This is a genomic window from Streptomyces atratus (genome assembly GCF_040655115.1).
Classification (GTDB): domain Bacteria; phylum Actinomycetota; class Actinomycetes; order Streptomycetales; family Streptomycetaceae; genus Streptomyces; species Streptomyces atratus_D.
The window spans coordinates 571,336-593,553 of the sequence record NZ_JBFAJH010000001.1; the positions used below are offsets into that span (position 1 = coordinate 571,336).

General features: G+C 69.3%; 21 protein-coding genes and 3 pseudogenes. 13 read left to right on the plus strand and 11 right to left on the minus strand.

What is annotated here, in order from left to right; genetic code table 11:
- Positions 1 to 729 precede the first annotated feature (729 nt).
- A pseudogene (locus AB0I23_RS02675) lies at positions 730 to 1,083 on the minus strand (transposase); the annotation flags it as partial.
- Between the two features lie 88 nt (positions 1,084 to 1,171).
- Here AB0I23_RS02675 and AB0I23_RS02680 point away from each other — a divergent pair.
- Positions 1,172 to 1,324 (plus strand): hypothetical protein, encoded by a 153-nt coding sequence (locus AB0I23_RS02680; RefSeq protein ID WP_359106141.1) that lies wholly within the window; start codon positions 1,172 to 1,174, stop codon positions 1,322 to 1,324.
- Positions 1,325 to 1,468: 144 nt separating this feature from the next.
- Here AB0I23_RS02680 and AB0I23_RS02685 read toward each other — a convergent pair whose 3' ends face one another.
- Positions 1,469 to 1,924 carry a VOC family protein gene (locus AB0I23_RS02685; protein ID WP_359106143.1) on the minus strand — a complete coding sequence of 152 codons (456 nt, stop codon included), beginning with the start codon at positions 1,922 to 1,924 and terminating at the stop codon, positions 1,469 to 1,471.
- A gap of 314 nt (positions 1,925 to 2,238) precedes the next feature.
- On the opposite strand from AB0I23_RS02685, the gene AB0I23_RS02690 reads away from it, so the two are divergent.
- The 8 genes from AB0I23_RS02690 (at position 2,239) to AB0I23_RS02725 (ending at position 10,052) form a co-directional block, all read left to right on the plus strand.
- Positions 2,239 to 3,369: a transposase gene (locus tag AB0I23_RS02690; RefSeq protein WP_359106145.1), complete on the plus strand. Its 1,131-nt coding sequence runs from the start codon at positions 2,239 to 2,241 to the stop codon at positions 3,367 to 3,369.
- Positions 3,370 to 3,372: 3 nt separating this feature from the next.
- The gene (rlmN, locus tag AB0I23_RS02695) at positions 3,373 to 4,479 is read left to right on the plus strand and encodes a 23S rRNA (adenine(2503)-C(2))-methyltransferase RlmN (RefSeq protein WP_359106147.1); all 1,107 of its coding nucleotides are present in this window, start codon (positions 3,373 to 3,375) and stop codon (positions 4,477 to 4,479) included.
- Positions 4,480 to 4,709: 230 nt separating this feature from the next.
- Entirely contained in the window at positions 4,710 to 5,831 is a 1,122-nt protein-coding gene (locus AB0I23_RS02700; RefSeq protein WP_359106149.1) for a thiamine ABC transporter substrate-binding protein, read from the plus strand.
- A gap of 116 nt (positions 5,832 to 5,947) precedes the next feature.
- Positions 5,948 to 7,561 (plus strand): ABC transporter permease, encoded by a 1,614-nt coding sequence (locus tag AB0I23_RS02705; protein ID WP_359106151.1) that lies wholly within the window; start codon positions 5,948 to 5,950, stop codon positions 7,559 to 7,561.
- Between the two features lie 22 nt (positions 7,562 to 7,583).
- Entirely contained in the window at positions 7,584 to 8,609 is a 1,026-nt protein-coding gene (locus tag AB0I23_RS02710) for an ABC transporter ATP-binding protein (RefSeq protein ID WP_359106153.1), read from the plus strand.
- Between the two features lie 79 nt (positions 8,610 to 8,688).
- A complete protein-coding gene (locus tag AB0I23_RS02715; protein ID WP_359106154.1) occupies positions 8,689 to 9,051 on the plus strand; it encodes an ArsR/SmtB family transcription factor in 363 nt (120 codons plus the stop codon).
- Positions 9,044 to 9,496: an SRPBCC domain-containing protein gene (locus AB0I23_RS02720; RefSeq protein WP_359106156.1), complete on the plus strand. Its 453-nt coding sequence runs from the start codon at positions 9,044 to 9,046 to the stop codon at positions 9,494 to 9,496. Before AB0I23_RS02715 ends, AB0I23_RS02720 begins: the two co-directional genes overlap by 8 nt.
- Before the next feature lie 199 nt (positions 9,497 to 9,695).
- Positions 9,696 to 10,052: a hypothetical protein gene (locus tag AB0I23_RS02725; RefSeq protein ID WP_359106158.1), complete on the plus strand. Its 357-nt coding sequence runs from the start codon at positions 9,696 to 9,698 to the stop codon at positions 10,050 to 10,052.
- 30 nt (positions 10,053 to 10,082) lie between these two features.
- On the opposite strand, the gene AB0I23_RS02730 is transcribed toward AB0I23_RS02725, so the two are convergent.
- The 4 genes from AB0I23_RS02730 to AB0I23_RS02745 form a co-directional block, all read right to left on the minus strand.
- The gene (locus AB0I23_RS02730; RefSeq protein WP_359106160.1) at positions 10,083 to 11,267 is read right to left on the minus strand and encodes a hypothetical protein; all 1,185 of its coding nucleotides are present in this window, start codon (positions 11,265 to 11,267) and stop codon (positions 10,083 to 10,085) included.
- The gene (locus tag AB0I23_RS02735; protein WP_359106162.1) at positions 11,249 to 11,986 is read right to left on the minus strand and encodes an ABC transporter ATP-binding protein; all 738 of its coding nucleotides are present in this window, start codon (positions 11,984 to 11,986) and stop codon (positions 11,249 to 11,251) included. Before AB0I23_RS02735 ends, AB0I23_RS02730 begins: the two co-directional genes overlap by 19 nt.
- Before the next feature lie 279 nt (positions 11,987 to 12,265).
- Positions 12,266 to 13,645, minus strand: a complete 1,380-nt coding sequence (locus tag AB0I23_RS02740; RefSeq protein ID WP_359106164.1) for an aspartate aminotransferase family protein — start codon at positions 13,643 to 13,645, stop codon at positions 12,266 to 12,268.
- On the minus strand, positions 13,630 to 14,121 hold the full coding sequence (locus AB0I23_RS02745) for an Lrp/AsnC family transcriptional regulator (RefSeq protein ID WP_352308301.1): 492 nt from the start codon (positions 14,119 to 14,121) through the stop codon (positions 13,630 to 13,632). The genes AB0I23_RS02740 and AB0I23_RS02745 overlap by 16 nt, the downstream gene beginning before the upstream one ends.
- 178 nt (positions 14,122 to 14,299) lie before the next feature.
- Between AB0I23_RS02745 and AB0I23_RS02750 the strand changes: the two genes are divergently transcribed.
- The 3 genes from AB0I23_RS02750 to AB0I23_RS02760 all read left to right on the plus strand — a co-directional run bounded on the left by AB0I23_RS02750 (position 14,300) and on the right by AB0I23_RS02760 (position 17,684).
- Entirely contained in the window at positions 14,300 to 15,739 is a 1,440-nt protein-coding gene (locus AB0I23_RS02750) for a gamma-aminobutyraldehyde dehydrogenase (protein ID WP_359106166.1), read from the plus strand.
- Positions 15,740 to 15,921: 182 nt separating this feature from the next.
- Positions 15,922 to 17,085 (plus strand): ABC transporter substrate-binding protein, encoded by a 1,164-nt coding sequence (locus AB0I23_RS02755; protein ID WP_359106263.1) that lies wholly within the window; start codon positions 15,922 to 15,924, stop codon positions 17,083 to 17,085.
- 53 nt (positions 17,086 to 17,138) lie between these two features.
- Positions 17,139 to 17,684: a hypothetical protein gene (locus tag AB0I23_RS02760; RefSeq protein ID WP_359106168.1), complete on the plus strand. Its 546-nt coding sequence runs from the start codon at positions 17,139 to 17,141 to the stop codon at positions 17,682 to 17,684.
- 1 nt (position 17,685) lies between these two features.
- Here the strand turns inward: AB0I23_RS02760 and AB0I23_RS02765 are convergent.
- From AB0I23_RS02765 to AB0I23_RS02780, 4 genes and pseudogenes are all read right to left on the minus strand, one after another.
- A pseudogene (locus AB0I23_RS02765) lies at positions 17,686 to 18,348 on the minus strand (serine hydrolase domain-containing protein).
- Positions 18,331 to 18,801, minus strand: a pseudogene (locus tag AB0I23_RS02770) (SAM-dependent methyltransferase); the annotation flags it as partial. The pseudogenes AB0I23_RS02770 and AB0I23_RS02765, both read right to left, overlap by 18 nt.
- 26 nt (positions 18,802 to 18,827) lie before the next feature.
- Positions 18,828 to 19,568: a glycerophosphodiester phosphodiesterase gene (locus AB0I23_RS02775; protein WP_359106170.1), complete on the minus strand. Its 741-nt coding sequence runs from the start codon at positions 19,566 to 19,568 to the stop codon at positions 18,828 to 18,830.
- 23 nt (positions 19,569 to 19,591) lie between these two features.
- Positions 19,592 to 20,626, minus strand: coding sequence for an adenosine deaminase (locus AB0I23_RS02780; protein ID WP_359106172.1), 1,035 nt, complete (start codon positions 20,624 to 20,626; stop codon positions 19,592 to 19,594).
- Between the two features lie 132 nt (positions 20,627 to 20,758).
- Here AB0I23_RS02780 and AB0I23_RS02785 point away from each other — a divergent pair, with 132 nt between their 5' ends.
- Complete coding sequence (locus AB0I23_RS02785) at positions 20,759 to 21,469, plus strand: DUF4190 domain-containing protein (protein ID WP_359106173.1); 711 nt, start codon at positions 20,759 to 20,761, stop codon at positions 21,467 to 21,469.
- Positions 21,470 to 21,542: 73 nt separating this feature from the next.
- Here the strand turns inward: AB0I23_RS02785 and AB0I23_RS02790 are convergent, their stop codons facing one another.
- Positions 21,543 to 22,103 carry an NADAR family protein gene (locus AB0I23_RS02790; RefSeq protein ID WP_359106175.1) on the minus strand — a complete coding sequence of 187 codons (561 nt, stop codon included), beginning with the start codon at positions 22,101 to 22,103 and terminating at the stop codon, positions 21,543 to 21,545.
- Positions 22,104 to 22,218: the final 115 nt, after the last annotated feature.

Here is a 22,218-nt window from a genome sequence, read left to right on the forward strand (position 1 = left end):
GGCGGAGACGTAGCCGGAGTCCAGGAGGTGCTCGGACGGCAGCAGGCCCTTGTCGTCGAGGCGATCGTGGATCTGCTCGATGACCGCCGCGTCGTGGACCGTGGCATCGGTGGTGAGGACATGGGTGATCATGTGTGGGCGCCCCACCTCAGCGGGGTCATCACAGGTCTCGCTGAGGTGGGCTTTGTAACCGTCCCAGCCAGAGCCGCGCTTGACGGCGCAACGGGAATCCACATCGTAGGGGGAGGTGATCCTGGCTCTGCTGGGCGGGCACTCGCCCTTCCCCCGCCAAGTCACCTCCTGGATCCCGTCGGTCACTGTGCGTTTGAACTGCTGCATCCACACCGTCCGCAGGACGGCGATGGCGGGGACGTCCCGCAGCCAGTGCGGCGCCGTGGGTGTGAAGACTGTTTCGAGCAGCCGGTATCCGTCGGTGGCGATCTGCCGCGCCAACTCGTCCCGCTCGTCCTGGGCGCTGGGCAATCGGTAGGCGTCCACCCGAGCCCGATAGCGTTGCTGCCAGGACGGGTCCATCCACGTCCTCAGCCATGCCGGCGCGGCGACCGCGATCGTCTCCAAAGCCGCCCGCAGAGCCTCTCCGACGAACTCAAGACGGTTCAAGTTCCGTACTGCGGCCAGGACATGTGTGGAGTCGGTGCGCTGTCGACCACCGGGGGCGACCAGCCCCAGCTCCATCAGTCGCCGCACCAGTAGGTCCAGGACCTTCTCCTCCAGCCCATGCGCCAGGATCCGGTCGCGGAACCCGGACAGCACGGTGAAGTCGAACCCCGGGTCCGACAGCTCGACGCCGAGGAGGTACTTCCAGTCGATCCTTGCGCGTGTGGCGTGCGCGGCCTGGCGGTGGGTCAGGTTCTCGGCGAATTGCAGGACGCAGACCAACGCCAACTGTCCCGGCGAGACACCAGGGCGGCCCCGGACGCCGAAGGCGGACCTGAACACCTCGTCTTCGAACAGTGGGCCGAGCTCGTCCCGGACCCTCATCGCCAGGCAGCCGTTGGGGAAGGCAGCGAGGGCCACCTGCCGTGTCAGCTGCGGGACCTCTCCCCCTGATCCCGACCCCATCGACACCACTCCACCCCGTCCTGGGGCCGAACGACTCACCCTGGATCAGACCGCTGAACAGCAATCTTTCCGTCCAGGACACATCCAGGTGCAAGATCGCGAAGGGTTCACCCAATTGGGCAACAGGGTCATCGAGGTCGAGTACAACCGCACCAGGCTCCGCAAGCACCCCGAGTTCGGGTACCTCACCCCACTCGAAACCCGAGCCAGGCTGCAACAAGACTTCACCCCCGCAGCGTAAGCAACCGCTGTCCAAGATCAGGGGGGAACTTCACCTCGTGGCGCACCCACGAGGTACGACAAGCTCGCCGTCCGCTACGAGGCGGCGACTGTGCTGGTCGCAGCCGTGAACGAGTGGCTGTGACCAGCACCGTCGCAACGGCCCTCAGACGACGTCGAATTCGTTGCCCTCGGGGTCCTGCATGGCGGCGGCGTAGAGCCCCATGTCCGGCTCGTCCTTGATCTGCAGCACGGTGGCACCAGCTTTGACCAGCCGTTCCACGGTAGCCTTGACCCGCTGTGTGCGGACCTCCAGCAGGACGTCACGGCCCCCACCGACTTTCAGGTCGAAGTGCCACCGGTTCTTGGCGACCTTCGGCTCCGGAACCTGCTGGAACCACACCCTCGGTTCACGTCCCGCGGGATCGATGATGGACTCCGGAATATCCCCGGCACCGGCCGGCAACTCCGCCTCGGGCACCCCCACCGCCGCCCAGTAAGCACGCCACGTGGCGTGCCCGCGAGGCGGAGGCTCAGGCACGTAGCCCAGGGCCTCGGCCCAGAAAGCCACCATTTTCTGCGGATCGGAGCAGTCGATCGTCAGCTGCACTGTCATCTCCATGCTCGGAGCATCCCAGGCAGGTCCGACAGACGATCCACTTTCGCAACAGGCCCTATTTTGATCTTTGACCTTGAGGTCCGAACGGCTCCTCGTACTTGATCACTCGGAACGGTAACTTCCCTACACGCAGGCGGCCTTCGGCTGAGCATGTGATCCGTCCAAGGAACACACAGCGCCAGCACGAAGGCCGTGGGGACGAGTCTTTCGCATCATGTTGTCCGACAGGATCCGTTTGCGGAACTGTCACGCTTCCGGGGTGAGTTCTACTCCTGTCTGACCAGGCGTGCGGATGCGTTGTCGAGCCGGCGGACGCCGTGTTGTGTGCGGACGGCCCGGTCCGGTCGCTGGTGGAAGTGTCGCTGGTGGGCGAACACCGTCGCGGGCACGGCGGGCTCCACGACGCCCTGCCCCCGGGCCGGGTCCTGTCGCCCGGCTGCGACGGGCTCTGGCGACGGTGCCGCTGCCGCGGACGGCGGACGGCCGGCTTCCTGGCCGCTGACCTCACCTGCTGGCTGCGGCCCAGCGCCCACACCTCACCGCAGCGGATCCTGTGCCATACCTACGGGCGGGGCAAGGACCAGCACATTCCGGTTCCCGGCTGGCCGTACTCGGTGATCTGTGCCCTGGAGACGGGCCGCAGTTCCTGGACCGCGCCACTGGACGCGCTGCGTCTGACGCCGGGCGATGATGCCGCCACCGTCACCGCCGGGCAGATGCGCGAGCTCGTCGAGCGGCTGATGGCGGCGGGGCAGTGGAAGGACGGCGACCTGGAGATCCTGATCGTGGTGGACGCCGGCTACGACGTGCCCCGCCTGGCCTTCCTTCTGAAGGATCTGCCGGTGCAGGTGCTGGGCCGGATGCGCTCGGACCGTTTCCTGCGCCGCGCAGTTCCGGCGCGGGAGTCCGGTGTTCGGGGGCGCCCGCCTCGTCACGGCGGCGAGTTCGTGTTTGGTGACCCCGCCACCTGGGGCACCCCCGACGAGCAGACGGTGACCGAGGCCCGTCTCTACGGCGCCGCCGTCGCGCGGGTCGGCGCGGGCCGCGCCACCTGCGCGCAGCATGGAGAGCTTCCGCTCGGGTGCTGGTGGGGGCAGGGCGCGTGCAGCCCGGACGGCCGCGGCCTCCTGTTCCTCCAGCTCGGCGATGGTCCGATCGGTTCGGCCCAGCCGGTACGCCTGCCACTCGCGCACGATGCGCAGCCGATCCAGGCTATAGAGACATTCGGACATATATTCGATTCTAGGTCCGAGTGGGCCGCCTTGCGTTCCACTGGCCCAGGGTGCCATCGGTCACTGCCGTGCTCACGGTCCGGGCCGTCTGTGGGCCGTCGGAGGGCCGTCAATGGCCACCGACAACGACCAACGTCGACCCGTCGCGGTCGGGCGTGGTCCCGTCCGAGCTGGCGATGGCCTCTAGTACCACGGCGTGTCTGCAACACTGGATGAACCATGCCTAAGCCCGGAGAACTCACTTTCGTCGCGCCCCGCGGAGCCAAGAAGCCGCCGCGGCACCTCGCCGACCTCACGCCCGCCGAGCGCAAGGAGGCCGTCGCCGCGATCGGCGAGAAGCCGTTCCGCGCGCAGCAGCTGTCGCAGCACTACTTCGCGCGGTACGCGCACGACCCGGCCGAGTGGACCAACATCCCGGCCGGTTCGCGGGACAAGCTCGCCGAGGCGATGTTCCCCGACCTGATGTCCGTGGTCCGGCACATCAGCTGCGACGACGACACCACCCGTAAGACACTGTGGAAGCTGCACGACGGGACGCTGGTCGAGTCTGTCCTGATGCGCTACCCGGAGCGGGTGACGATGTGCATCTCGTCGCAGGCCGGATGCGGGATGAACTGCCCGTTCTGCGCGACGGGGCAGGCCGGGCTGGACCGTAACCTGTCGACCGCCGAGATCGTCCACCAGATCGTGGACGGCATGCGGGCGCTGCGCGACGGGGAGGTTCCGGGCGGGCCCGCGCGGCTCTCCAACATCGTCTTCATGGGCATGGGTGAGCCGCTCGCCAACTACAAGAGGGTGGTCGGCGCGATCCGTCGGCTGACCGACCCGGAGCCGGACGGTCTCGGCCTCTCGCAGCGCGGCATCACCGTCTCCACCGTGGGCCTGGTGCCGGCCATGCTGCGCTTTGCCGACGAGGGCTTCAAGTGCCGTCTCGCCGTCTCGCTGCACGCGCCGGACGACGAGCTGCGGGACACGCTCGTGCCGGTGAACACGCGCTGGAAGGTGCGCGAGGTGCTGGACGCCGCGTGGGAGTACGCGGAGAAGTCCGGCCGCCGGATCTCCGTCGAGTACGCGTTGATCCGTGACATCAACGACCAGGCCTGGCGCGGTGACCTGCTCGGCCGGCTCCTCAAGGGCAAGCGCGTCCATGTCAACCTGATCCCGCTCAACCCGACGCCCGGCTCGAAGTGGACCGCCTCCCGACCCGAGGACGAGAAGGCGTTCGTCGAGGCGATCGCCTCCCACGGAGTGCCCGTGACCGTGCGGGACACCCGCGGCCAGGAGATCGACGGGGCCTGCGGGCAGCTGGCCGCATCCGAGCGCTGAGGCCGAAGCGGCCCGTGTAACCTTGGCCCGAAATCAACTTCATATTCCGACAGGGGAGCGCCACAGCGCTGAGAGTGCGGCACCAAGGACAGGTTGGCCGCAGACCCTCTGAACCTCGCCCGGGTCATTCCGGGTAGGAAGTTCGGTCATCAACTCATGCTGTTGCGCCCTGCCCGCTTTTCGCGGGCAGGGCCGCGTCTCTTCCTGGTCAAACCCAGGAGGAATTCATAGTGAGCACCACCCGCACCACGCGTGGGATCAAGCAGCTCTCGGCGGCGGCCGTCGCCGCCGCTCTCGGCGTCACGGCACTTGCCGGCTGCGGCAGTTCCGACGACTCGGCCTCGGGCTCCGGCGACACCAAGGGCTCCGGTTCGAAGACCGTGACGCTTGTCAGTCACGACTCGTTCAACGCCTCCAAGGACGTACTGAAGGCGTTCACGGAGGAGACCGGCTACACGGTCAAGGTGCTGAAGAGCGGTGACGCAGGAGCTGCCCTCAATCAGGAGATCCTGACCAAGGGCTCCCCACGTGGTGATGTGTTCTTCGGCGTCGACAACACGCTTCTCTCCCGCGCCCTCGACAACGGACTGTTCACTCCGTACGAGGCGAAGGGCATCGACCGGGTCGCGGCCGACTCCCAACTGGACGCGGCCAAGCACCGGGTCACTCCGATCGACACCGGCGACATCTGCATCAACTACGACAAGAAGTACTTCGCCGAGAAGAAGCTCGCGCCGCCGAAGAGTTTCGACGACCTGGCGAAGCCCGCGTACAAGAACCTTCTCGTCACCGAGAACGCCGCGACCTCGTCGCCCGGTCTCGGCTTCCTCCTCGGCACCGTCGCCACCTATGGCGAGAGCGGATACCAGGACTACTGGAAGAAGCTGAAGAGCAACGGCGTGAAGGTGGTCGACGGCTGGGAGCAGGCGTACAACGAGGAGTTCTCCGGCTCCGCGGGCGGCAGGAAGGCCAAGGCGGACCGGCCCCTCGTCGTCTCGTACGCCTCCAGCCCGCCGGTCGAGGTGCTGTACGCGAAGCCGCAGCCGACCGAGGCTCCGACCGGGGTCGCGACCGGGACGTGCTTCCGTCAGATCGAGTTCGCCGGTCTGCTGAACGGCGCGAAGAACGAGGCGGGCGGCAAGGCGCTGCTGGACTTCCTGATCAGCAAGAAGTTCCAGGAGGACATGCCGCTCAATATGTTCGTGAACCCCGTCACCAAGGACGCGAAGCTGCCGCAGCTCTTCACGGAGTTCGGCGCGACGGTCGACAGGCCCACGACCGTGGCCCCGGACGCCATCGCCAAGAACCGTGAGCAGTGGGTCCAGTCGTGGTCCTCGCTCGTAGTGAAGTAGCGAAGGCTCCCGTACGCGGTCCGGGCGCGGACAGGAACGGTTCACGCGCCCGGACCGGGCGGGCGAACCCCCGGCGCGCGGGGGCGTGGCGGGGGAGCGTGGTGCGGCTCGGTCTGATGGCCGTGCCCGTCGCGTTCTTCGCGCTGTTCTTCGCCTACCCCGTCGTCGCTATCGTCGGCCGCGGGCTGAAGGCCGACGGCGCCTGGCAGTTCGGCAGGATCGGCGAGGTGCTGACCCGGCCGGACATCCTCGACGTTCTCTGGTTCACCACCTGGCAGGCGCTCGCGTCGACGGCGCTGACCCTGCTGATCGCGCTGCCCGGCGCGTACGTCTTCGCCCGCTTCGACTTCCCCGGCAAGCAGGCGCTGCGGGCGGTCGTCACCGTGCCGTTCGTCCTGCCGACCGTCGTCGTGGGGACGGCTTTCCTGGCCCTGCTGGGGCGCGGCGGTTTCCTCGACGAACTGGCGGGCGTGCGTCTCGACACCACGGTGTGGGCGATCCTGCTCGCCCATGTCTTCTTCAACTACGCGGTCGTCGTGCGGACCGTCGGCGGGCTGTGGTCGCAACTCGACCCGCGACAGGAGGAGGCCGCCCGGGTGCTGGGCGCCGGGCGGTTCGCGGCGTGGCGGCGGGTCGCTCTGCCGGCTCTCGCACCCGCGGTGGCCGCCGCCGGGCTGATGGTCTTCCTCTTCACGTTCACCTCCTTCGGGGTCGTGCAGATCCTCGGCGGTCCGGCGTACTCCACGCTGGAAGTGGAGATCTACCGGCAGACGGCCCAGCTCCTCGACCTTCCGACGGCCGCCGTGCTGACGCTGGTTCAGTTCGCCGCGGTCGGCACGATCCTGGCCGTGCACGCGTGGACCGCGCGGCGCAGGGAGACGGCGCTGAGGCTGGTCGATCCGGCGCAGACCTCCCGCAGACCGCGCGGCGCCGGGCAGTGGGCGCTGCTCGGCGGGGTCCTGCTGACGGTGCTGGTGCTGATCCTGCTGCCGCTCGGTGTGCTCGTGGAACGCTCGCTGGACGCGCCCGACGGCCGCGGCTTCGGCTACTACCGTGCCCTGCGGTCCGCGGAGGCGAGCGGCGGCACGTTCCTGGTCGCACCTCTCGAAGCCATCTGGAACTCACTCCAGTACGCGGTGGTCGCGACCGTGATCGCGCTGATCGTCGGCGGGCTCGCGGCGGCGGCGCTGACGCGGCGGGCCGGTCGGCTGGCCCGTGGGTTCGACGCGCTGCTGATGCTTCCGCTCGGGGTGTCCGCCGTCACCGTCGGCTTCGGTTTTCTGATCACGCTGGACAAGCCCCCGCTGGATCTGCGGACTTCGTGGATCCTGGTGCCGCTCGCCCAGGCGCTGGTCGGTGTCCCCTTCGTCGTACGGACCATGCTGCCGGTCCTGCGGGCGGTGGACGGGCGGCTCCGGGAGGCGGCGGCGGTGCTCGGGGCGTCGCCGCTGCGGGCCTGGCGCGAGGTCGATCTGCCGCTGGTGCGAAGAGCGGTGCTGGTCGCGGCGGGCTTCGCGTTCGCCGTGTCGCTCGGCGAGTTCGGGGCGACGGTGTTCATCGCGCGGCCCGACAATCCGACCCTTCCGGTGGCCGTGGCGCGGCTGCTCGGACGGTCCGGGGATCTCAACTACGGGCAGGCGATGGCGCTCAGCACGATTCTCATGCTGGTGTGCGCGGTGTCGCTGCTGCTGCTCGAACGTATCCGCCCGGACCGGTCCGGGGAGTTCTGACGATGCTCGGGGTGTTCTGGACATGCTGACACTGGAATCCGCCACGGTCCTCTTCGGGAAGCGGGCGGCGCTCGACGCGGTCGATCTGAAGGTCGCGGACCACGAGATCGTCTGCGTCCTGGGACCCAGCGGCAGCGGCAAGTCGACCCTGCTGCGCGTGGTCGCCGGACTGCATCCGCCGGACGGCGGCCGGGTGCTCCTCGACGGCGTCGACCAGACCGGCGTGCCGGTGCACCGGCGCGGTCTCGGCCTGATGTTCCAGGATCATCAGCTCTTTCCGCACCGGGACGTCGGCGCCAACGTCGCCTTCGGGCTGCGCATGCGCGGTGTCACACGCGGCGACCAGGGCCGCAGGGTCGCCGAACTCCTCGAACTGGTGGGTCTGCCCGGTGCGGAACAGCGGGCCGTCGCCGCGCTGTCAGGCGGCGAACAGCAGCGCGTCGCCCTCGCGCGGGCGCTCGCCCCGCGGCCGAAGCTGCTGATGCTGGACGAGCCGCTCGGCCAGCTGGACCGCACTCTGCGCGAACGCCTCGTCGTGGAACTGCGCGCCCTGTTCACCCGGTTGGGAACGACGGTGCTCGCCGTCACCCACGACCAGGGCGAGGCGTTCGCTCTCGCCGACCGGGTCGTCGTGATGCGCGCGGGGCGGATCGCCCAGGCTGGCACCCCGTTGGAGGTCTGGCAGCGGCCCGCCTCCGCGTTCGTCGCCCGGTTCCTCGGTTTCGACAACGTGGTGGACGCGACGGTGACCGGCGCGGCGGCCGGTACGGCGTGGGGCGAGGTGCCGGTGCCGGACGGTTCGCCACAGGGCCCGTGCGCTCTGCTGGTGCGTCCGGCGGGCGTACGGGTCGGATCCCCGGAGACCGGGCTGCGCTGCACGGTCGGCGCCCGCACTTTCCGGGGCAACCATGTCGCCGTGACCCTCCACCCCGAGAGCGGACCGGTCCTGGAGGCGGAGTGCCCGCTGCGGGACACCCCTCAGGAGGGTGTGGCAGTGGGCGTGACCTTCGACGCGTCGGAGACAGTGGTTCTGCCCGCGGCGTTCTAGGCACGGCGCGGGCAGTTGCCGAGACGGCCCCAGGCGCCATATTGAACACATCGGTTAATCAGCGAGGTGGTTGAGCATCATGGCCGAAGCGGACCGGCTCAGCACCGTATTCGCGGCCCTGGCCGACCCGACGCGGCGTGCGATCCTCGCGCGGCTCGCCGAGGGCGAGGCCACGGTCACCGAACTGGCCGAGCCGTTCTCCATGAGCCTCCCCGCGGTCTCCCGGCATCTGAAGGTGCTGGAGCGCGCCCGGCTGCTCACGCGTGGCCGGTCGGCGCAGTGGCGGCCGTGCAGGCTGGAGGCGGCGCCGCTGGCGGACGCCACGGAGTGGCTGGACCATTACAGAGCGTTCTGGGAGAGAGGTTTCGACCGTCTCGGGGAACACCTCACACAGCTTCAGAAGATCCGGAACGACTCCGGAAAGGACACGGACCATGACTGAATCGGCACGCGAGGGCATCGACATCACCCGTATCTTCGACGCCCCGAGGGAACTCGTCTTCGAGGCCTGGACGACCCCCGAGCACTTCGCCGTCTGGTACGGCGGGGACGCCGAGGTGCCGCTCGACCGGGTGTCGATGGACGTCCGGCCGGGCGGCACGTGGAGGTTGGTCATCGTGGTGCCGGGCACCGAGATGCCGTTCCACGGTGTCTACCGGGAGGTGGTCGCACCCGAGCGGCTCGTCTTCACACTCAAGGACGCGACCGCGCCCGACGACATCGAGGGCGAGATCGTCACCGTCACCTTCACCGACCGCGGCGACAAGACCACCGAGATGGTCTTCCAGCAGCGTGGCGGCAACCTCACTGCCGAGCAGTACGCGGCGGCGGAGGACGGCTGGGAGGCGTTCTTCGACGCGCTGGTCAATCGGCTCGCGACGATCTGAACCGACCGGCCGGACGGTCAGCCGGACAGCCGGGCGAGTGCCTCGGGGGCCTCGTCCACCGTGTCGACCTCATCGGACTGCCCGTCGTGCCGCTCGCCGCGTTCTCTGACGGCCCGCAGCCCGCAGCCCGCAGCCGGCCGTCAACGGCGACAGCGCCGAGACGGTCGGCTGGCCGCAGTTCGCCGCGACCGTGGGCAGGGTGTCGGACGCTGCCGCCCGCGGAGCGTGGAGCCCGACGATCGTGACCCGCAACTACGGGGAGGCGGGGGCGCTCGCGCGGTACGGCGACGCGTACGGGCTTCCGACCGCGTACAGCGGCCACAACTCCTACCACCGGTGGGGGCCGCCGCCCTCGGACCGCAGCACCGTGACGTTCTTCGTCGGGGTCCGGAGCGCGGGCGAACTGCGCCGCTCCTGGCGCGAGGTGGAACCGGCTGCCCGGATCGACAACGGGTACGGGGTCGAGAACGAGGAGCAGGGCGCGAGGGTCTGGATCTGGCGGGGTCTGCGCGAGCCCTGGCCGGAGATCTGGCCGGCCTTCCGGCACCTCGGCTGACCGTCGGCTCCAGGGCCCGCCGACGGCCCCTCAGCCGGTCAGCGGCAGCGCGGCCAATTCGGCGATCGCCCAGGTCATCGGGGCGAACACGACCAGCAGGACGCCGGCGCGCAGGGCCACTGCGGCCCGCAGCGCCGAGACCGGCGCACCGAGCCGCAGCAGCGTCTGGGCCAGGTGGGCGCGGGCCTGCTTCGCCTCCAGGGCTGAGGTCAGCAGCGTCGCCGTCGTGCAGCCCAGTACGAGTACCGCGCCGAGCGCGGTGAGCGGGCCGAAGTGACGCGGACCCGTCCCGTACAGCGCGATCGCCGCGATCACCGCGGAGAGCACCGCGCAGACCACACCCAGCGGCAGACCGATCCGCCGCGCCTCGTCCATCAGCACCCTTCCGGCCAGCAGGCGTACGGCTCCGGGACGCACCGCCTGCAGCAGTCGTCCGCAAAGGTACGTCAGTCCGGGACCCGCCATGGCCAGACCGATCGCCGTCAGCGACCACCCCGCCAGCACCCACACCGGGGTGGCGTCGGGAATTCCCGGCAGGGGGAACGGGCTGCCCGCGCCGTCACGGCTCGCGTACGCCTCGACCGCGAGACCGGCTGCCGTCAGCGCCACACCCCACGGCAGTCCGGTCGGCGGGGCAGCCGGAGCCGGGATCTGCTCGTCCGGCACGATGTCCTGCGTGCCGTCCTCCGGCACCGCCGGCTGTACCGGCCGGGTGCGCAGCGCCATCGCGCTTGCCGTCGCCGCGGCCACCGGTACCAGCGTCAGCAGAACAAGGGTTGCGGCCACCGGCAACGGGGATCCCGCGCCCAGCAGTTCGGCCGCCGCACCGTCGAACGGCAGTCCGGTCAGATCGCCGCGCAGATGCAGGAAGAGGAGCAGCGCCACCATCGACCCGAGAGCGCAGGACACGGCGGTGGAGACCGCGGCCAGCACGCCGAGCCGGACCGGCCCGAGGCCGACGGCGGACAGCCCCGGACGCGGGCGGGTGCTCGGGTCCGTACGGGCCACCGCGACCGCGAACTGCACGGTGGCGGCCAGCGGTACGAAGCACCACAGCAACCGCAGCACCGAGGCGGTCGAGTACGCCGGATGCGTCGACGCGTATCCCAGGGTGCACAGCAGCAGGAAGCCGACCCCGGCTGAGGCCGCCGCGACCATCAGCCGCCGTACCAGGACCAGCGGACGGGTACCGCGGGCTAGACGGAGAGCGAGCACGCCGCGCGGCCTTCCGTATCGGACCCGGCGGGCAGGGCGACGGTGGCGACGCGGCGGCCGTCCAGCAGCGGGACCGTGCGGTCGGCCAGCGAGGCGACCTCCACGTCATGGGTGGCGAGCACGACCGTGATGCCGTGCGAGCGGGCCGCGCTCGTCAGGGTCCGCAGCACATGGGTGCGGTCCGTGCGGTGCAGAGTCGCGGTCGGCTCGTCGGCGAAGATCACCGTGGGTGAGCCGGCCAGCGCGCGGGCGACGGCGATCCGCTGGCGCTGCCCCTGGAGCAGCGTGTGCGGCCGCTTCTTGGCGCACACGCCGATGTCGAGCCGCTCCAGCCACTCCATGGCGGCCTTCTTCGCGCCCCGGTGCGAGGTGCCGCGCAGCAGCAGGGGAAGTGCCACGTTCTCCCAGGTGTTCAGCTCCGGGACGAGCTGGGGTTCGGGTGCGATCCAGCCGAACCGGTCACGACGCAGCCGCTCGCGCAGCCGCGGACCCATGGTGTGGACGGGGACGCTGTTGAACCACACCTCGCCCTGCTGGGGCACCAGTTGGCCGGAGAGGCAGTGCAGCAGAGTCGTCTTGCCGCTGCCTCGTGGGCCGGTCACGGCGAGGATCTCGCCGTCGTGGACCTCCAGGGAGATCCCGCCGAGCGCGGGTGAGCCGTTGTGGGAGTGGTGCAGGGAACGCGCCCAGATCACGTCGTTGTCCGGCGGGGCCACCATGGCGTACACCTCGGTTCAGATCAGATTTCCCGTCCCCCGTACGGGGGAACGAAGAGGGGGCCGATCGGTCACTCGGCACCGTAAGGATTCGGACCGCGGTGAGCGCACAGCACGCGGCCCGGGTGCGCTTCTTCCCACTCGAATGGGCGCATCCGGGCCGTGTGGACCGTATGAAATGACCGCTGGAACGCGGTCGGGTGGTGATCGGGCCGGGGTCAATCGGTCAATCGATCCGTGGTCGATCGGCCGATCGACCCGCGGTCCGGATCACCGACCCCCTCAGAGCTTCGTCCAGGCCTCCGTCAGGACGCTCCGGAGGATGCCCTCGATCTCGTCGAACGTCGACTGGTCGGAGATCAGCGGTGGCGCGAGCTGGACGACCGGGTCGCCGCGGTCGTCGGCCCGGCAGTACAGGCCGTTGTCGTACAGCGCCTTGGAGAGGAAGCCGTAGAGAACGCGCTCGGTCTCCTCGTCGGTGAACGTCTCCTTGGTGGCCTTGTCCTTCACCAGCTCGATGCCGTAGAAGAAGCCGTTGCCGCGGACGTCGCCGACGATCGGCAGGTCGTGCAGCTTCTGCAGCGTCGTGAGGAACGCGTTCTCGTTGTCCAGGACGTGCTGGTTGAGGCCCTCGCGCTCGAAGATGTCGAGGTTGGCGAGGCCGACCGCCGCGGAGACCGGGTGGCCGCCGAAGGTGTAGCCGTGCAGGAAGGTGTTGCCGCCCTCGTAGAACGGCTCGGCGATGCGGTCCGAGACGATGCAGGCGCCGATCGGGGAGTAGCCCGACGTCATGCCCTTGGCGCAGGTGATCATGTCCGGCACGTAGCCGAACTTGTCGCAGGCGAACATCGTGCCGAGGCGGCCGAAGGCGCAGATGACCTCGTCGGAGACGAGCAGCACGTCGTACTTGTCGCAGATCTCGCGGACCCGCTGGAAGTACCCGGGCGGCGGCGGGAAGCAGCCACCGGCGTTCTGTACCGGCTCCAGGAAGACCGCGGCGACCGTCTCCGGTCCCTCGAAGAGGATCTCCTGCTCGATCTGGTCGGCGGCCCAGCGGCCGAAGGCCTCCGGGTCGTCGCCGTGGATCGGGGCGCGGTAGATGTTGGTGTTGGGCACCTTGTGCGCACCGGGGACCAGCGGCTCGAAGGGGGCCTTCAGGGCCGGCAGGCCGGTGATGGACAGGGCGCCCTGCGGGGTGCCGTGGTAGGCGACCGCACGCGAGATGACCTTGTACTTGGTCGGCTTTCCCTTGAGCTTGAAGTACTGCTTGGCAAGCTTCCAGGCGGTCTCGACGGCCTCGCCGCCACCGGTGGTGAAGAAGACCTTGTTGAGGTCGCCCGGTGCGTAATCGGCGAGCCGCTCGGCCAGCTCGACGGCCTTCGGGTGGGCGTAGGACCACACCGGGAAGAAGGCCAGCTCCTGGCCCTGCTTGTAGGCCGCTTCGGCGAGCTCGTGACGGCCGTGACCGGCGTTGACCACGAACAGGCCGGACAGGCCGTCGAGGTAGCGCTTGCCCTGGTCGTCGTAGATGTAGGTGCCCTCGCCACGCACGATGGTGGGAACGGGCGCGTTCTCGTAGTCCGACATGCGGGTGAAGTGCATCCACAGGTGGTCGTACGCGGTTCGGCTGAGGTCCTTGCTCACGGCTATCGGGTTCCCCACATATAGGTCTGCTTCTTGAGCTTCAGGTAGACGAAACTCTCGGTGGAGCGCACGCCGGGGATGGCCCGGATGCGTTTGTTGATCGTTTCCAGCAGGTGGTCGTCGTCCTCGCAGACGATCTCCACCATCAGGTCGAAGGAGCCCGCGGTCATCACCACGTACTCGCACTCGGCCATGGCCGACAGCGCCTCCGCGACGGGATCGAGGTCGCCTTCGACATTGATGCCGACCATCGCCTGCCGTCGGAACCCCACAGTGAGCGGGTCCGTGACGGCGACGATCTGCATCACGCCCTGATCGAGCAGCTTCTGGACGCGCTGCCGCACGGCCGCCTCGGAGAGGCCGACGGCCTTGCCGATCGCGGCGTACGGACGACGCCCGTCCTCCTGGAGCTGCTCGATGATTGCGAGGGAGACGGCATCGACCGTTGGTGACGATCCGTTCCCGGTCCTGGAGTCTGCGCTGCGACTGGCCACGCACCCACTGTGCACCGGGACTCGTCTGTCTCGCAACCCTCAATCGATGAAATTCGTTGTCTGAGGGTCCAGATCTCACTGAATCCGAAGTTCCTGGCGGGTGGGTATGTCGAAAGCGTTACCCATGCGACTAGGCTGGACGTCTCATCCATTGGACGTGTCGACAGGAGGGGTGGTTGTGACCACCGAGGTGCGCCGTCTGCGCAACTACATCAACGGGGAGTTCCGGGACGCCGCGGACGGGCGGACCATCGACGTGGTCAACCCGGCGACGGAAGAGGTCTACGCGACCTCCCCGCTCTCCGGCCAGGCCGATGTCGATGCCGCCATGGACGCCGCCGCGGCGGCCTTCCCCGCCTGGCGCGACACCACGCCCGCCGAGCGCCAGAAGGCCCTGCTGAAGATCGCGGACGCCTTCGAGGCGCGGGCGGAGGAGCTGATCGCCGCCGAGTCCGAGAACACCGGCAAGCCGATCGAGCTCACCCGCACCGAAGAGATCCCGCCGATGGTGGACCAGATCCGCTTCTTCGCGGGTGCGGCACGGATGCTCGAAGGGCGCTCGGCCGGCGAGTACATGGAGGGGATGACCTCCATCATCCGCCGCGAGCCGGTCGGCGTCTGCGCCCAGGTCGCGCCGTGGAACTACCCGATGATGATGGCCGTATGGAAGTTCGCCCCGGCGCTCGCCGCGGGCAACACCGTCGTCATCAAGCCGTCCGACACCACCCCGGCGTCGACCGTGCTGATCGCCGGGATCATCGGCGACATCCTGCCCAAGGGCGTCTTCAACGTCATCTGCGGCGACCGGGACACCGGCCGCGCGATGGTCGAGCACCGGACCCCGGCGATGGCCTCCATCACCGGTTCGGTACGGGCCGGCATGCAGGTCGCCGAGTCCGCCGCCAAGGACGTCAAGCGCGTCCACCTGGAGCTCGGCGGCAAGGCGCCCGCGGTCGTCTTCGAGGACTCCGACATCGCCAAGGCCGTCGAGGGCATCTCCGTCGCGGGCTTCTTCAACGCGGGTCAGGACTGTACGGCCGCGACCCGCGTCCTCGTCCACGCGTCGATCCACGACGAGTTCGTCACCGCGCTCGCCAAGGCCGCCGCCGACACGAAGACCGGGCAGCCGGACGACGAGGACGTGCTCTACGGCCCGCTCAACAACGCCAACCAGTTGAAGCAGGTCAGCGGGTTCATCGACCGGCTGCCCGCGCACGCCAAGGTCGAGACGGGCGGCCACCGGGTCGGCGAGAAGGGTTACTTCTACGCCCCGACCGTCGTCTCCGGTCTGCGACAGGACGACGAGATCATCCAGAACGAGGTCTTCGGACCGGTGATCACGGTCCAGTCCTTCACCGACGAGGACCAGGCCGTGGAGTACGCGAACGGTGTCGAGTACGCCCTCGCCTCCTCGGTGTGGACCAAGGACCACGCCCGCGCGATGCGCATGTCCAAGAACCTCGACTTCGGCTGCGTGTGGATCAACACCCACATCCCGCTCGTCGCCGAGATGCCGCACGGTGGATTCAAGAAGTCCGGCTACGGCAAGGACCTCTCCGCGTACGGCTTCGAGGACTACACGCGCATCAAGCACGTCATGACCTCGCTCGACGACTGACACCCACGCGGTGGTGACGGCCCCTCGAATGCGCCTGTTCGAGGGGCCGTTCCCGTGTCCGTCCCCGACGGGACATCGACAGGGTGTGCGGGAGGGGCACGCTCCGCTGGACGGTTGGTCCATTGTCCGACACGTTCCCGGCCCGGCATCCTGCGCAGGTGCGAGCGATCCCGAACAACCCCATGTCCCGCCGGTCCCTGCTGCGCGCCTTCGGGGCGGGAGCGGCCGGTGTCACGCTGGCCGGCTGCGGAGTGCCCGCCGCCTATGTGCAGCCCGGTGACCGCGCCGGACGCGACTACTCCGGCAGCGATCACACGCTGCACTTCGCCAACTGGCCCCTCTACATCGACGCCGACGACAAGAACGCGTCGAAGCGGCCCACCCTCGACGCGTTCGGCAAGCGGACAGGGATCTCCGTCACATACACCGAGGAGATCAACGACAACGACGAGTTCTTCGGGAAGATCAGTCCGGCGCTGATGAACCATCAGGAGACCGGCCGGGACCTGATCGTCGTCAGCGACTGGATGGCCGCCCGGTTCGTACGGCTCGGCTGGGTGCAGGAGATGGACCGGGCCAAGCAGCCCAACGTGGCCAAGTACCTCGATCCGCAGTTGCGTTCACCCGCCTTCGACAAGGGCCGGACGCACAGCGTCCCCTGGCAGTCCGGGATCACCGGCATCGCGTACAACCGCAGGAAGCTCGGCCGCGAGATCAGGAGCCTGAGCGATCTGTGGGCGGACGACCTGAGCGGCAAGGTGACACTGCTGTCCGGGCTCGACGAGGCCTTGGCCCTTCTGATGCAGGGCAACGGCGTCGATGTCACCCGCTGGAAGCGCGAGGACTTCTACGAGGTGTGTGACCAGGTGGAGAAGCTGGTGAAGAAGAAGCACATCCGCCGCTTCACCGGCAACGACTACATCAAGGACCTGTCGACCGGCGATGTACTCGCCTGCCAGGCCTACTCCGGCGATGTCATCCAGCTCCAGGCCGACAACCCGGAGATCGAGTTCGTGGTGCCCGAGGAGGGTGCCGAACTCTGGGCGGAGTCCCTCATGATCCCCAACCTCGCCCGCCACAAGCGCAACGCCGAGAAGCTCATCGACCACTACTACGACCCCGAGGTCGCCGCGGCGTTGGCGACCTGGGTCAACTACGTCTGCCCCGTCCCCGCCGCCCGCGAGGTGCTGGCCTCCTCCAAGGACGAGGAGACCGCCGCGCTTGCCGAGGAACCGCTGATCTTCCCCGACGAGGCGATGCGCAAGCGGCTGGCGATCGCCCGCGACATCACGTCCGAGGAGCGCACCGGGTTCGCGAAGAAGTGGAACTCCATCGTCGGGTTGTGACAGCGCCCCGGGGTGCCGTGAAGGGCACGTAAACACGGGCGTACGCTGCGGACATGAGCGAGCGAAGAGCCCTGCTGAGGCGCATACGCGTGTGGTTGGTCGTCTTTATCGTCTGTCTGGTGTTGAGCGGACTGACCGCCTTCCCGCTCGTCCATGAACTCCACTGGGCCGAGGATCTGCTGAGGTCCTCGGCCTCTCCCGTGCCCGAACACTTCCCAGCCCTCATGGAGTGGATCACCCGGGTCCGGACCGGCCTCGACGAGGCCGACGCGAGGTACCCCTTCGTGCTGTACGGCACCGACTGGCTGGCCTTCGCCCATCTCGTGATCGCGGTCGCGTTCTACGGTCCGTACCGCGACCCCGTCCGCAACATCTGGGTCGTCGAGTTCGGCATGATCGCCTGCGCCGGGATCATCCCGCTCGCGCTGATCTGCGGACCGATCCGGGGCATTCCGTTCTGGTGGTCGGTCATCGACATGTCGTTCGGTGTTTTCGGGGTGCTTCCGCTGCTCGTCGTCCGTCGGATGATCAAGCGGCTGGAGAGCCTGTCGCAGACACCGGACCCGGTGGCGGATCCGGCGTCCGCCGCGGCCGCCTGACTCAGCTCTCCGACGGACGGCCGAACGCCGCGACGATCAGCCCCCTCACCACATCGTTCGTACCCGCACCTTTCGCGTCCGTGGAATTGACGCTGTAGACCGCGGTGCGGGAGAGATCCCTGGAGGCTCCGATCCCCGTGTTGTAGCCCCGGCGGCCACCGGTCTTGCCCCAGACCCGGTGACCGCCCAGCTCCCAGGAGGTCAGCCCCGCGCTGTACGCGGCAGGCCCGCCCGTCAGGTGGTCGCGCACCGAGGGGTCGGGCAGCGTGAACATCTCCTCCAGCAACGGGCCGCGCACCACCCGACCGCGGAACAGGGCCGTGACGAAGCGTTCCAGGTCGGCGGTGGTCGAGATGATGTCGCCCGCCGCCCAGGCGTCGGTAGCGCCCCAGACGCTGACGTCGCGCAGCCCGGTGGAGCCGTCCGCCGATGTCATCGTCCGGCAGCCGTGGTCGTGCGGTCCGTGGATGCGCGGGTCGCTGCCGGGGAACGACGTGCCGTGCAGTCACAGCGGGCGGAGGATGCGGCGGCCCACCTCGCTCTCGTACGTGTGGCCCGTCACCTTCTCGATCAACAGTCCGGCCGCGGTGTAGTTGATGTTGAGGTAATGCTGCCGCGTCCCGGCGGAACTCGGCCGGCTTCGCCGCGCGACCGGCTTCTTCAGGTCGAGTACCGGTTCGATGCCCCGCAGGATCTCTTCCGGGTTGGGGGCGTCCGCCTCGATGTACTCGGTCGCACCCTCCGGTGAGCTGATGATCAGCGCGCGGGCGTGTGTCGGCACGATCGGGTCGTTGTCGACGTAGACGATGCGGGCGGCGGGCGCGGTGTGCTGGGCGACCTCATGGGTGTTGTCGGCGGTCGGCAGGCCTGTGCCTATGTCCAGGAACTGTCCGGCCTCCACGTCGCCCGCCAGATGCCGGACCACCCGTCCCAGGAACGCCCGGTCGGCGCGGGCCACTTCACCGATGCTCGGGTACATGGAGGTGACCCGGTCGCCGACCGCGCGGTCCACGGGGTAGTTGTCCTTGCCGCCCGGCCAGTGGTTCCAGACCCGGGCGTTGTGCGCGATGTCGGAACGGACTCGGGTGGGACGGGGGCTGCTGTGCGGATCGCTCACATCTGCTCCTCGGGCACCTGACTCCCTTACGGCGGTGAGGCACCGTCCATGATGCCGGATCGATCAAGAAAGCTCAGCGACGAGGAGTTGGCGAGCAGACCGTGCAGGGCGTCGACCCGGTTGGTGGTGATGGCGTCGACGCCGTGCCCGATCAGACGGCGCATGGTGCGCTTGGTGTCGGCCGTCCAGGCGGAGACCAGCAGCCCGTCCCGGTGGATACGGTCCGTCAGTTCGGGGCTCACCAGTCCGAACCGGTAGTTCAGCCAGCGCGGCCTCACCACATCCAGCAGGGCGGCGCGCGGCGGGGCGAGTGTCGTCCAGGTCAGGGCGATCTCGGCGGACGGGTCCGCGGCGCGCACCCGCAGCATGGCCTCGGGGCCCGCGCAGTAGTACGTACGCTCCACGGCCCCGCACTCGCGGACCACGCCGACGGTCTTCCGTACCGACTCGTCGGTGGAGCCGGGCAGATCGAGCATGAGGCGGTGCGCCCCGGTGGCGAGCAGCGCCTCGCGCAGGGTGGGCACACCGCCCGCGGTCAGTTCGGTGAGCTCCTGGTGGGTGAGCCGGTCCAGTCTGCGCTCGTGGCCCCACAGCCGCTCCAGCGTGGCGTCGTGCAGCAGGACCGGCACCCCGTCGCGGGTGATCCGGACGTCGATCTCGACCGCGTCCGCCCCCCGTTCGATGGCGGAGCGGATCGAGGGGAGGGTGTTCTCGCGGACACGGTACGGATCGCCGCGGTGAGCTACGGCGGTGACAGGGGTGGCCATGCGGACATTGTCGCCACCGGCGGTCACCGGCCCATGCGCTGCAGCCAGTCCGCCGTGTACGTGTCGATCTCGGCGGCCAGCGTCCGCTTGCCGGCCGGGTCGAGGTACGAGGCCTCCACTGAGTTCTTCGCGAGCGTGGCAAGGCCTTGCTCGTCCAGACCGAGGAGGCGGGCCGCCACCCCGTACTCGTTGTTGAGGTCGGTGCCGAACATCGGCGGGTCGTCGCTGTTGATCGTGACCAGGACTCCGGCGTCCACCATCTCCTTGACCGGGTGCAGGTCGAGATCGGCCACGGCGCGGGTCGCGATGTTCGAGGTCGGGCAGACCTCCAGTGCGATCCGGTGCTCGGCGAGGTGGTCGAGGAGCCTGCGGTCCCGGGTGGCGCTGGTGCCATGGCCGATGCGCTCGGCGCGCAGCTCGGTGAGGGCGTCCCAGATCGTTTGCGGGCCCGTGGTCTCCCCGGCGTGCGGAACGGAGTGCAGCCCTTCGGCGATCGCCCGGTCGAAGTAGGGCTTGAACTGCGGGCGCGGCACGCCGATCTCCGGACCGCCGAGCCCGAACGCGACGAGCCCCTCCGGCCGCAGGTCCACCGCGAGCCGGGTGGTCTCCGCGGCGGCTTCCAGCCCGGCCTCTCCGGGGATGTCGAAGGTCCAGCGCAGGACGACGCCGAGCTCGGACTCGGCGGCCTTGCGGGCGTCCTCGATGGCCTCCATGAAGCCCTGCTCCGGGATGCCGCGCCGGGTCGAGCTGAACGGGGTGACGGTCAGTTCCGCGTACCGGATGTTCTGGCGGGCCATGTCACGGGCGACCTCGAAGGTCAGCAGCCGGACGTCCTCCGGGGTGCGGACCAGGTCCACGACGGAGAGATAGACGTCGATGAAGTGGCCGAAGTCGGTGAAGGAGAAGTAGTCGGCCAGCGCCTCGGGGTCGGTGGGGACCTTGGAGTCCGGGTGGTGGGCGGCCAGCTCGGCGACGATGCGGGGCGAGGCGGATCCGACATGGTGGACATGCAGTTCGGCCTTGGGCAGCCCCGCGATGAAGGGGTGCAGATCGGTCATCGGATCCTCCGGGGCAGGACGTGGAGCGGTCCGGGCACGGGACGGCCCGGTGTGGGACGGGGATCATCGTAGGCCGGAGGAGTGGTGGTGCGGGCGGGCCGTAGCATGACGGGACCACGATGGGGGAGGCCCATGTCAGAGAACACAGAGCAGCCCGCGGACGGGGCTGCGCCACGCGATCCGTGGGCTCCGCCGGACAACAGGGTGCCGCTGGAGAAGCAGACCGGTGACCCGCGCCCGCCCGCTGTGCACGACCAGCAGACGGTCACCTCGATGCCGGCCGCGGGTACGGGCCCGGCGCCCACGGCGGGGTTCGGCGCCGCACCGGGGACCGGCCCCTTTGCCGCACCGGGGACCGGGCCGCTGCCCGGGGACGTACCACCGCCGCCGATCGCGCCGAACGGTCCCGGGCAGCAGGTCCCTCCGGCGGGACAGTACGGATACCCGGCCGCACCCGTTCCGCAGTACGGCGGTTACCCGGGATACCCCGGCTACGGCCAGGCGCCCTGGGGCGGACCGGCGCCCGCGAACGGGCTCGGTATCGCGTCGATGGTGCTCGGCATCGTCGCCGTGGTCGGCTTCTGCATGTGGGGGCTCGGGGTCATCCTCGGCGTCCTCGCGCTGATCTTCGGTCTCATAGGCCGTGGCCGGGTCAACCGGGGTGAGGCGAACAACGGCGGCGTCGCGCTGGCCGGAATCATCCTGGGCTCGCTCGGCATCGTGATCAGCGGAGCGTTCCTGGGCTTCCTGATCTGGGGCGTGACCCACGACTTCAACAACGAGGACAGCTACCCGTACGACGACACGTACGGAACGTCCCTGGTCGTGGACGGCGCGCGATAGAGGCGGGAAAGCCGCTGTACAGAGCACGGCCCGCGGGGCGGTGGGGAGAACCCCGACCGCCCGGCGGGCCTTTTCATGTCGCGTCGGGCACGGCGCGCAGCCGCGCCCGCGCCTCCATCAGGGCGAACCCCAGCAGATTCAGCCCCCGCCAGCGCGCCGGATCCTCCGCCCGCGGGTCGTCCGCCGCCAGCCCGATGCCCCAGATCCTGTCCAGTGGGCTCGCCTCGACCAGCACCCGGTCCCCGGTGTTCAGCAGGAACTGGCGCAGCCCGGCGTCCTGGCCGAACTTGTGGACGCTGCCGGCCACCACCAGGGCGAACCGCTCCCGCTCCCACGCCGTGTCGTCGAAGGCGCGGACCAGTCGGCCCGCCTTCTTCGCCGCTGCGGGGCTGCTCGCGGACAGTGCGCGGCGCTCCGCCTCCGCGTCGCCGAAGAGCCGCGCCTTGCCGGCCATCATCCAGTGCTCGGCCGACGCGTACGTCACCCCGTCGACCGTGAACGGCGAAGGCCACCACTGGCTGAGGCAGCTCGCGCCGATCCGCCCGTCCGGTCGAGGGCGGTGTCCCCAGAACGGCAGGTATTTCACTTTCTCCCCGCGACGGGTCCGCGCCACCAGCTCGTTCAGATGTTCCATGACATGCGAGTGTGGCATTCGCCACTGACACTCCGTACGTGGATTTCCGCAGCGACGCGACACATGGTCGACAGATTTCGTCGCGTAACCAAAAGGCAACAACGGAATCACTTGT

What these genes read in the sequence shown, in the direction of transcription:
- AB0I23_RS02685 (WP_359106143.1), bottom strand. Translation starts at nt 1,924, where the DNA reads ATGGAGATGACAGTGCAGCTGACGATCGACTGCTCCGATCCGCAGAAA.
- rlmN (WP_359106147.1), top strand. Translation starts at nt 3,373, where the DNA reads ATGCCTAAGCCCGGAGAACTCACTTTCGTCGCGCCCCGCGGAGCCAAG.
- AB0I23_RS02705 (WP_359106151.1), top strand. Translation starts at nt 5,948, where the DNA reads ATGGCCGTGCCCGTCGCGTTCTTCGCGCTGTTCTTCGCCTACCCCGTC.
- AB0I23_RS02710 (WP_359106153.1), top strand. Translation starts at nt 7,584, where the DNA reads ATGCTGACACTGGAATCCGCCACGGTCCTCTTCGGGAAGCGGGCGGCG.
- AB0I23_RS02715 (WP_359106154.1), top strand. Translation starts at nt 8,689, where the DNA reads ATGGCCGAAGCGGACCGGCTCAGCACCGTATTCGCGGCCCTGGCCGAC.
- AB0I23_RS02720 (WP_359106156.1), top strand. Translation starts at nt 9,044, where the DNA reads ATGACTGAATCGGCACGCGAGGGCATCGACATCACCCGTATCTTCGAC.
- AB0I23_RS02735 (WP_359106162.1), bottom strand. Translation starts at nt 11,986, where the DNA reads ATGGTGGCCCCGCCGGACAACGACGTGATCTGGGCGCGTTCCCTGCAC.
- AB0I23_RS02755 (WP_359106263.1), top strand. Translation starts at nt 15,922, where the DNA reads ATGTCCCGCCGGTCCCTGCTGCGCGCCTTCGGGGCGGGAGCGGCCGGT.
- AB0I23_RS02760 (WP_359106168.1), top strand. Translation starts at nt 17,139, where the DNA reads ATGAGCGAGCGAAGAGCCCTGCTGAGGCGCATACGCGTGTGGTTGGTC.
- AB0I23_RS02775 (WP_359106170.1), bottom strand. Translation starts at nt 19,568, where the DNA reads ATGGCCACCCCTGTCACCGCCGTAGCTCACCGCGGCGATCCGTACCGT.
- AB0I23_RS02780 (WP_359106172.1), bottom strand. Translation starts at nt 20,626, where the DNA reads ATGACCGATCTGCACCCCTTCATCGCGGGGCTGCCCAAGGCCGAACTG.
- AB0I23_RS02785 (WP_359106173.1), top strand. Translation starts at nt 20,759, where the DNA reads ATGTCAGAGAACACAGAGCAGCCCGCGGACGGGGCTGCGCCACGCGAT.
- AB0I23_RS02790 (WP_359106175.1), bottom strand. Translation starts at nt 22,103, where the DNA reads ATGGAACATCTGAACGAGCTGGTGGCGCGGACCCGTCGCGGGGAGAAA.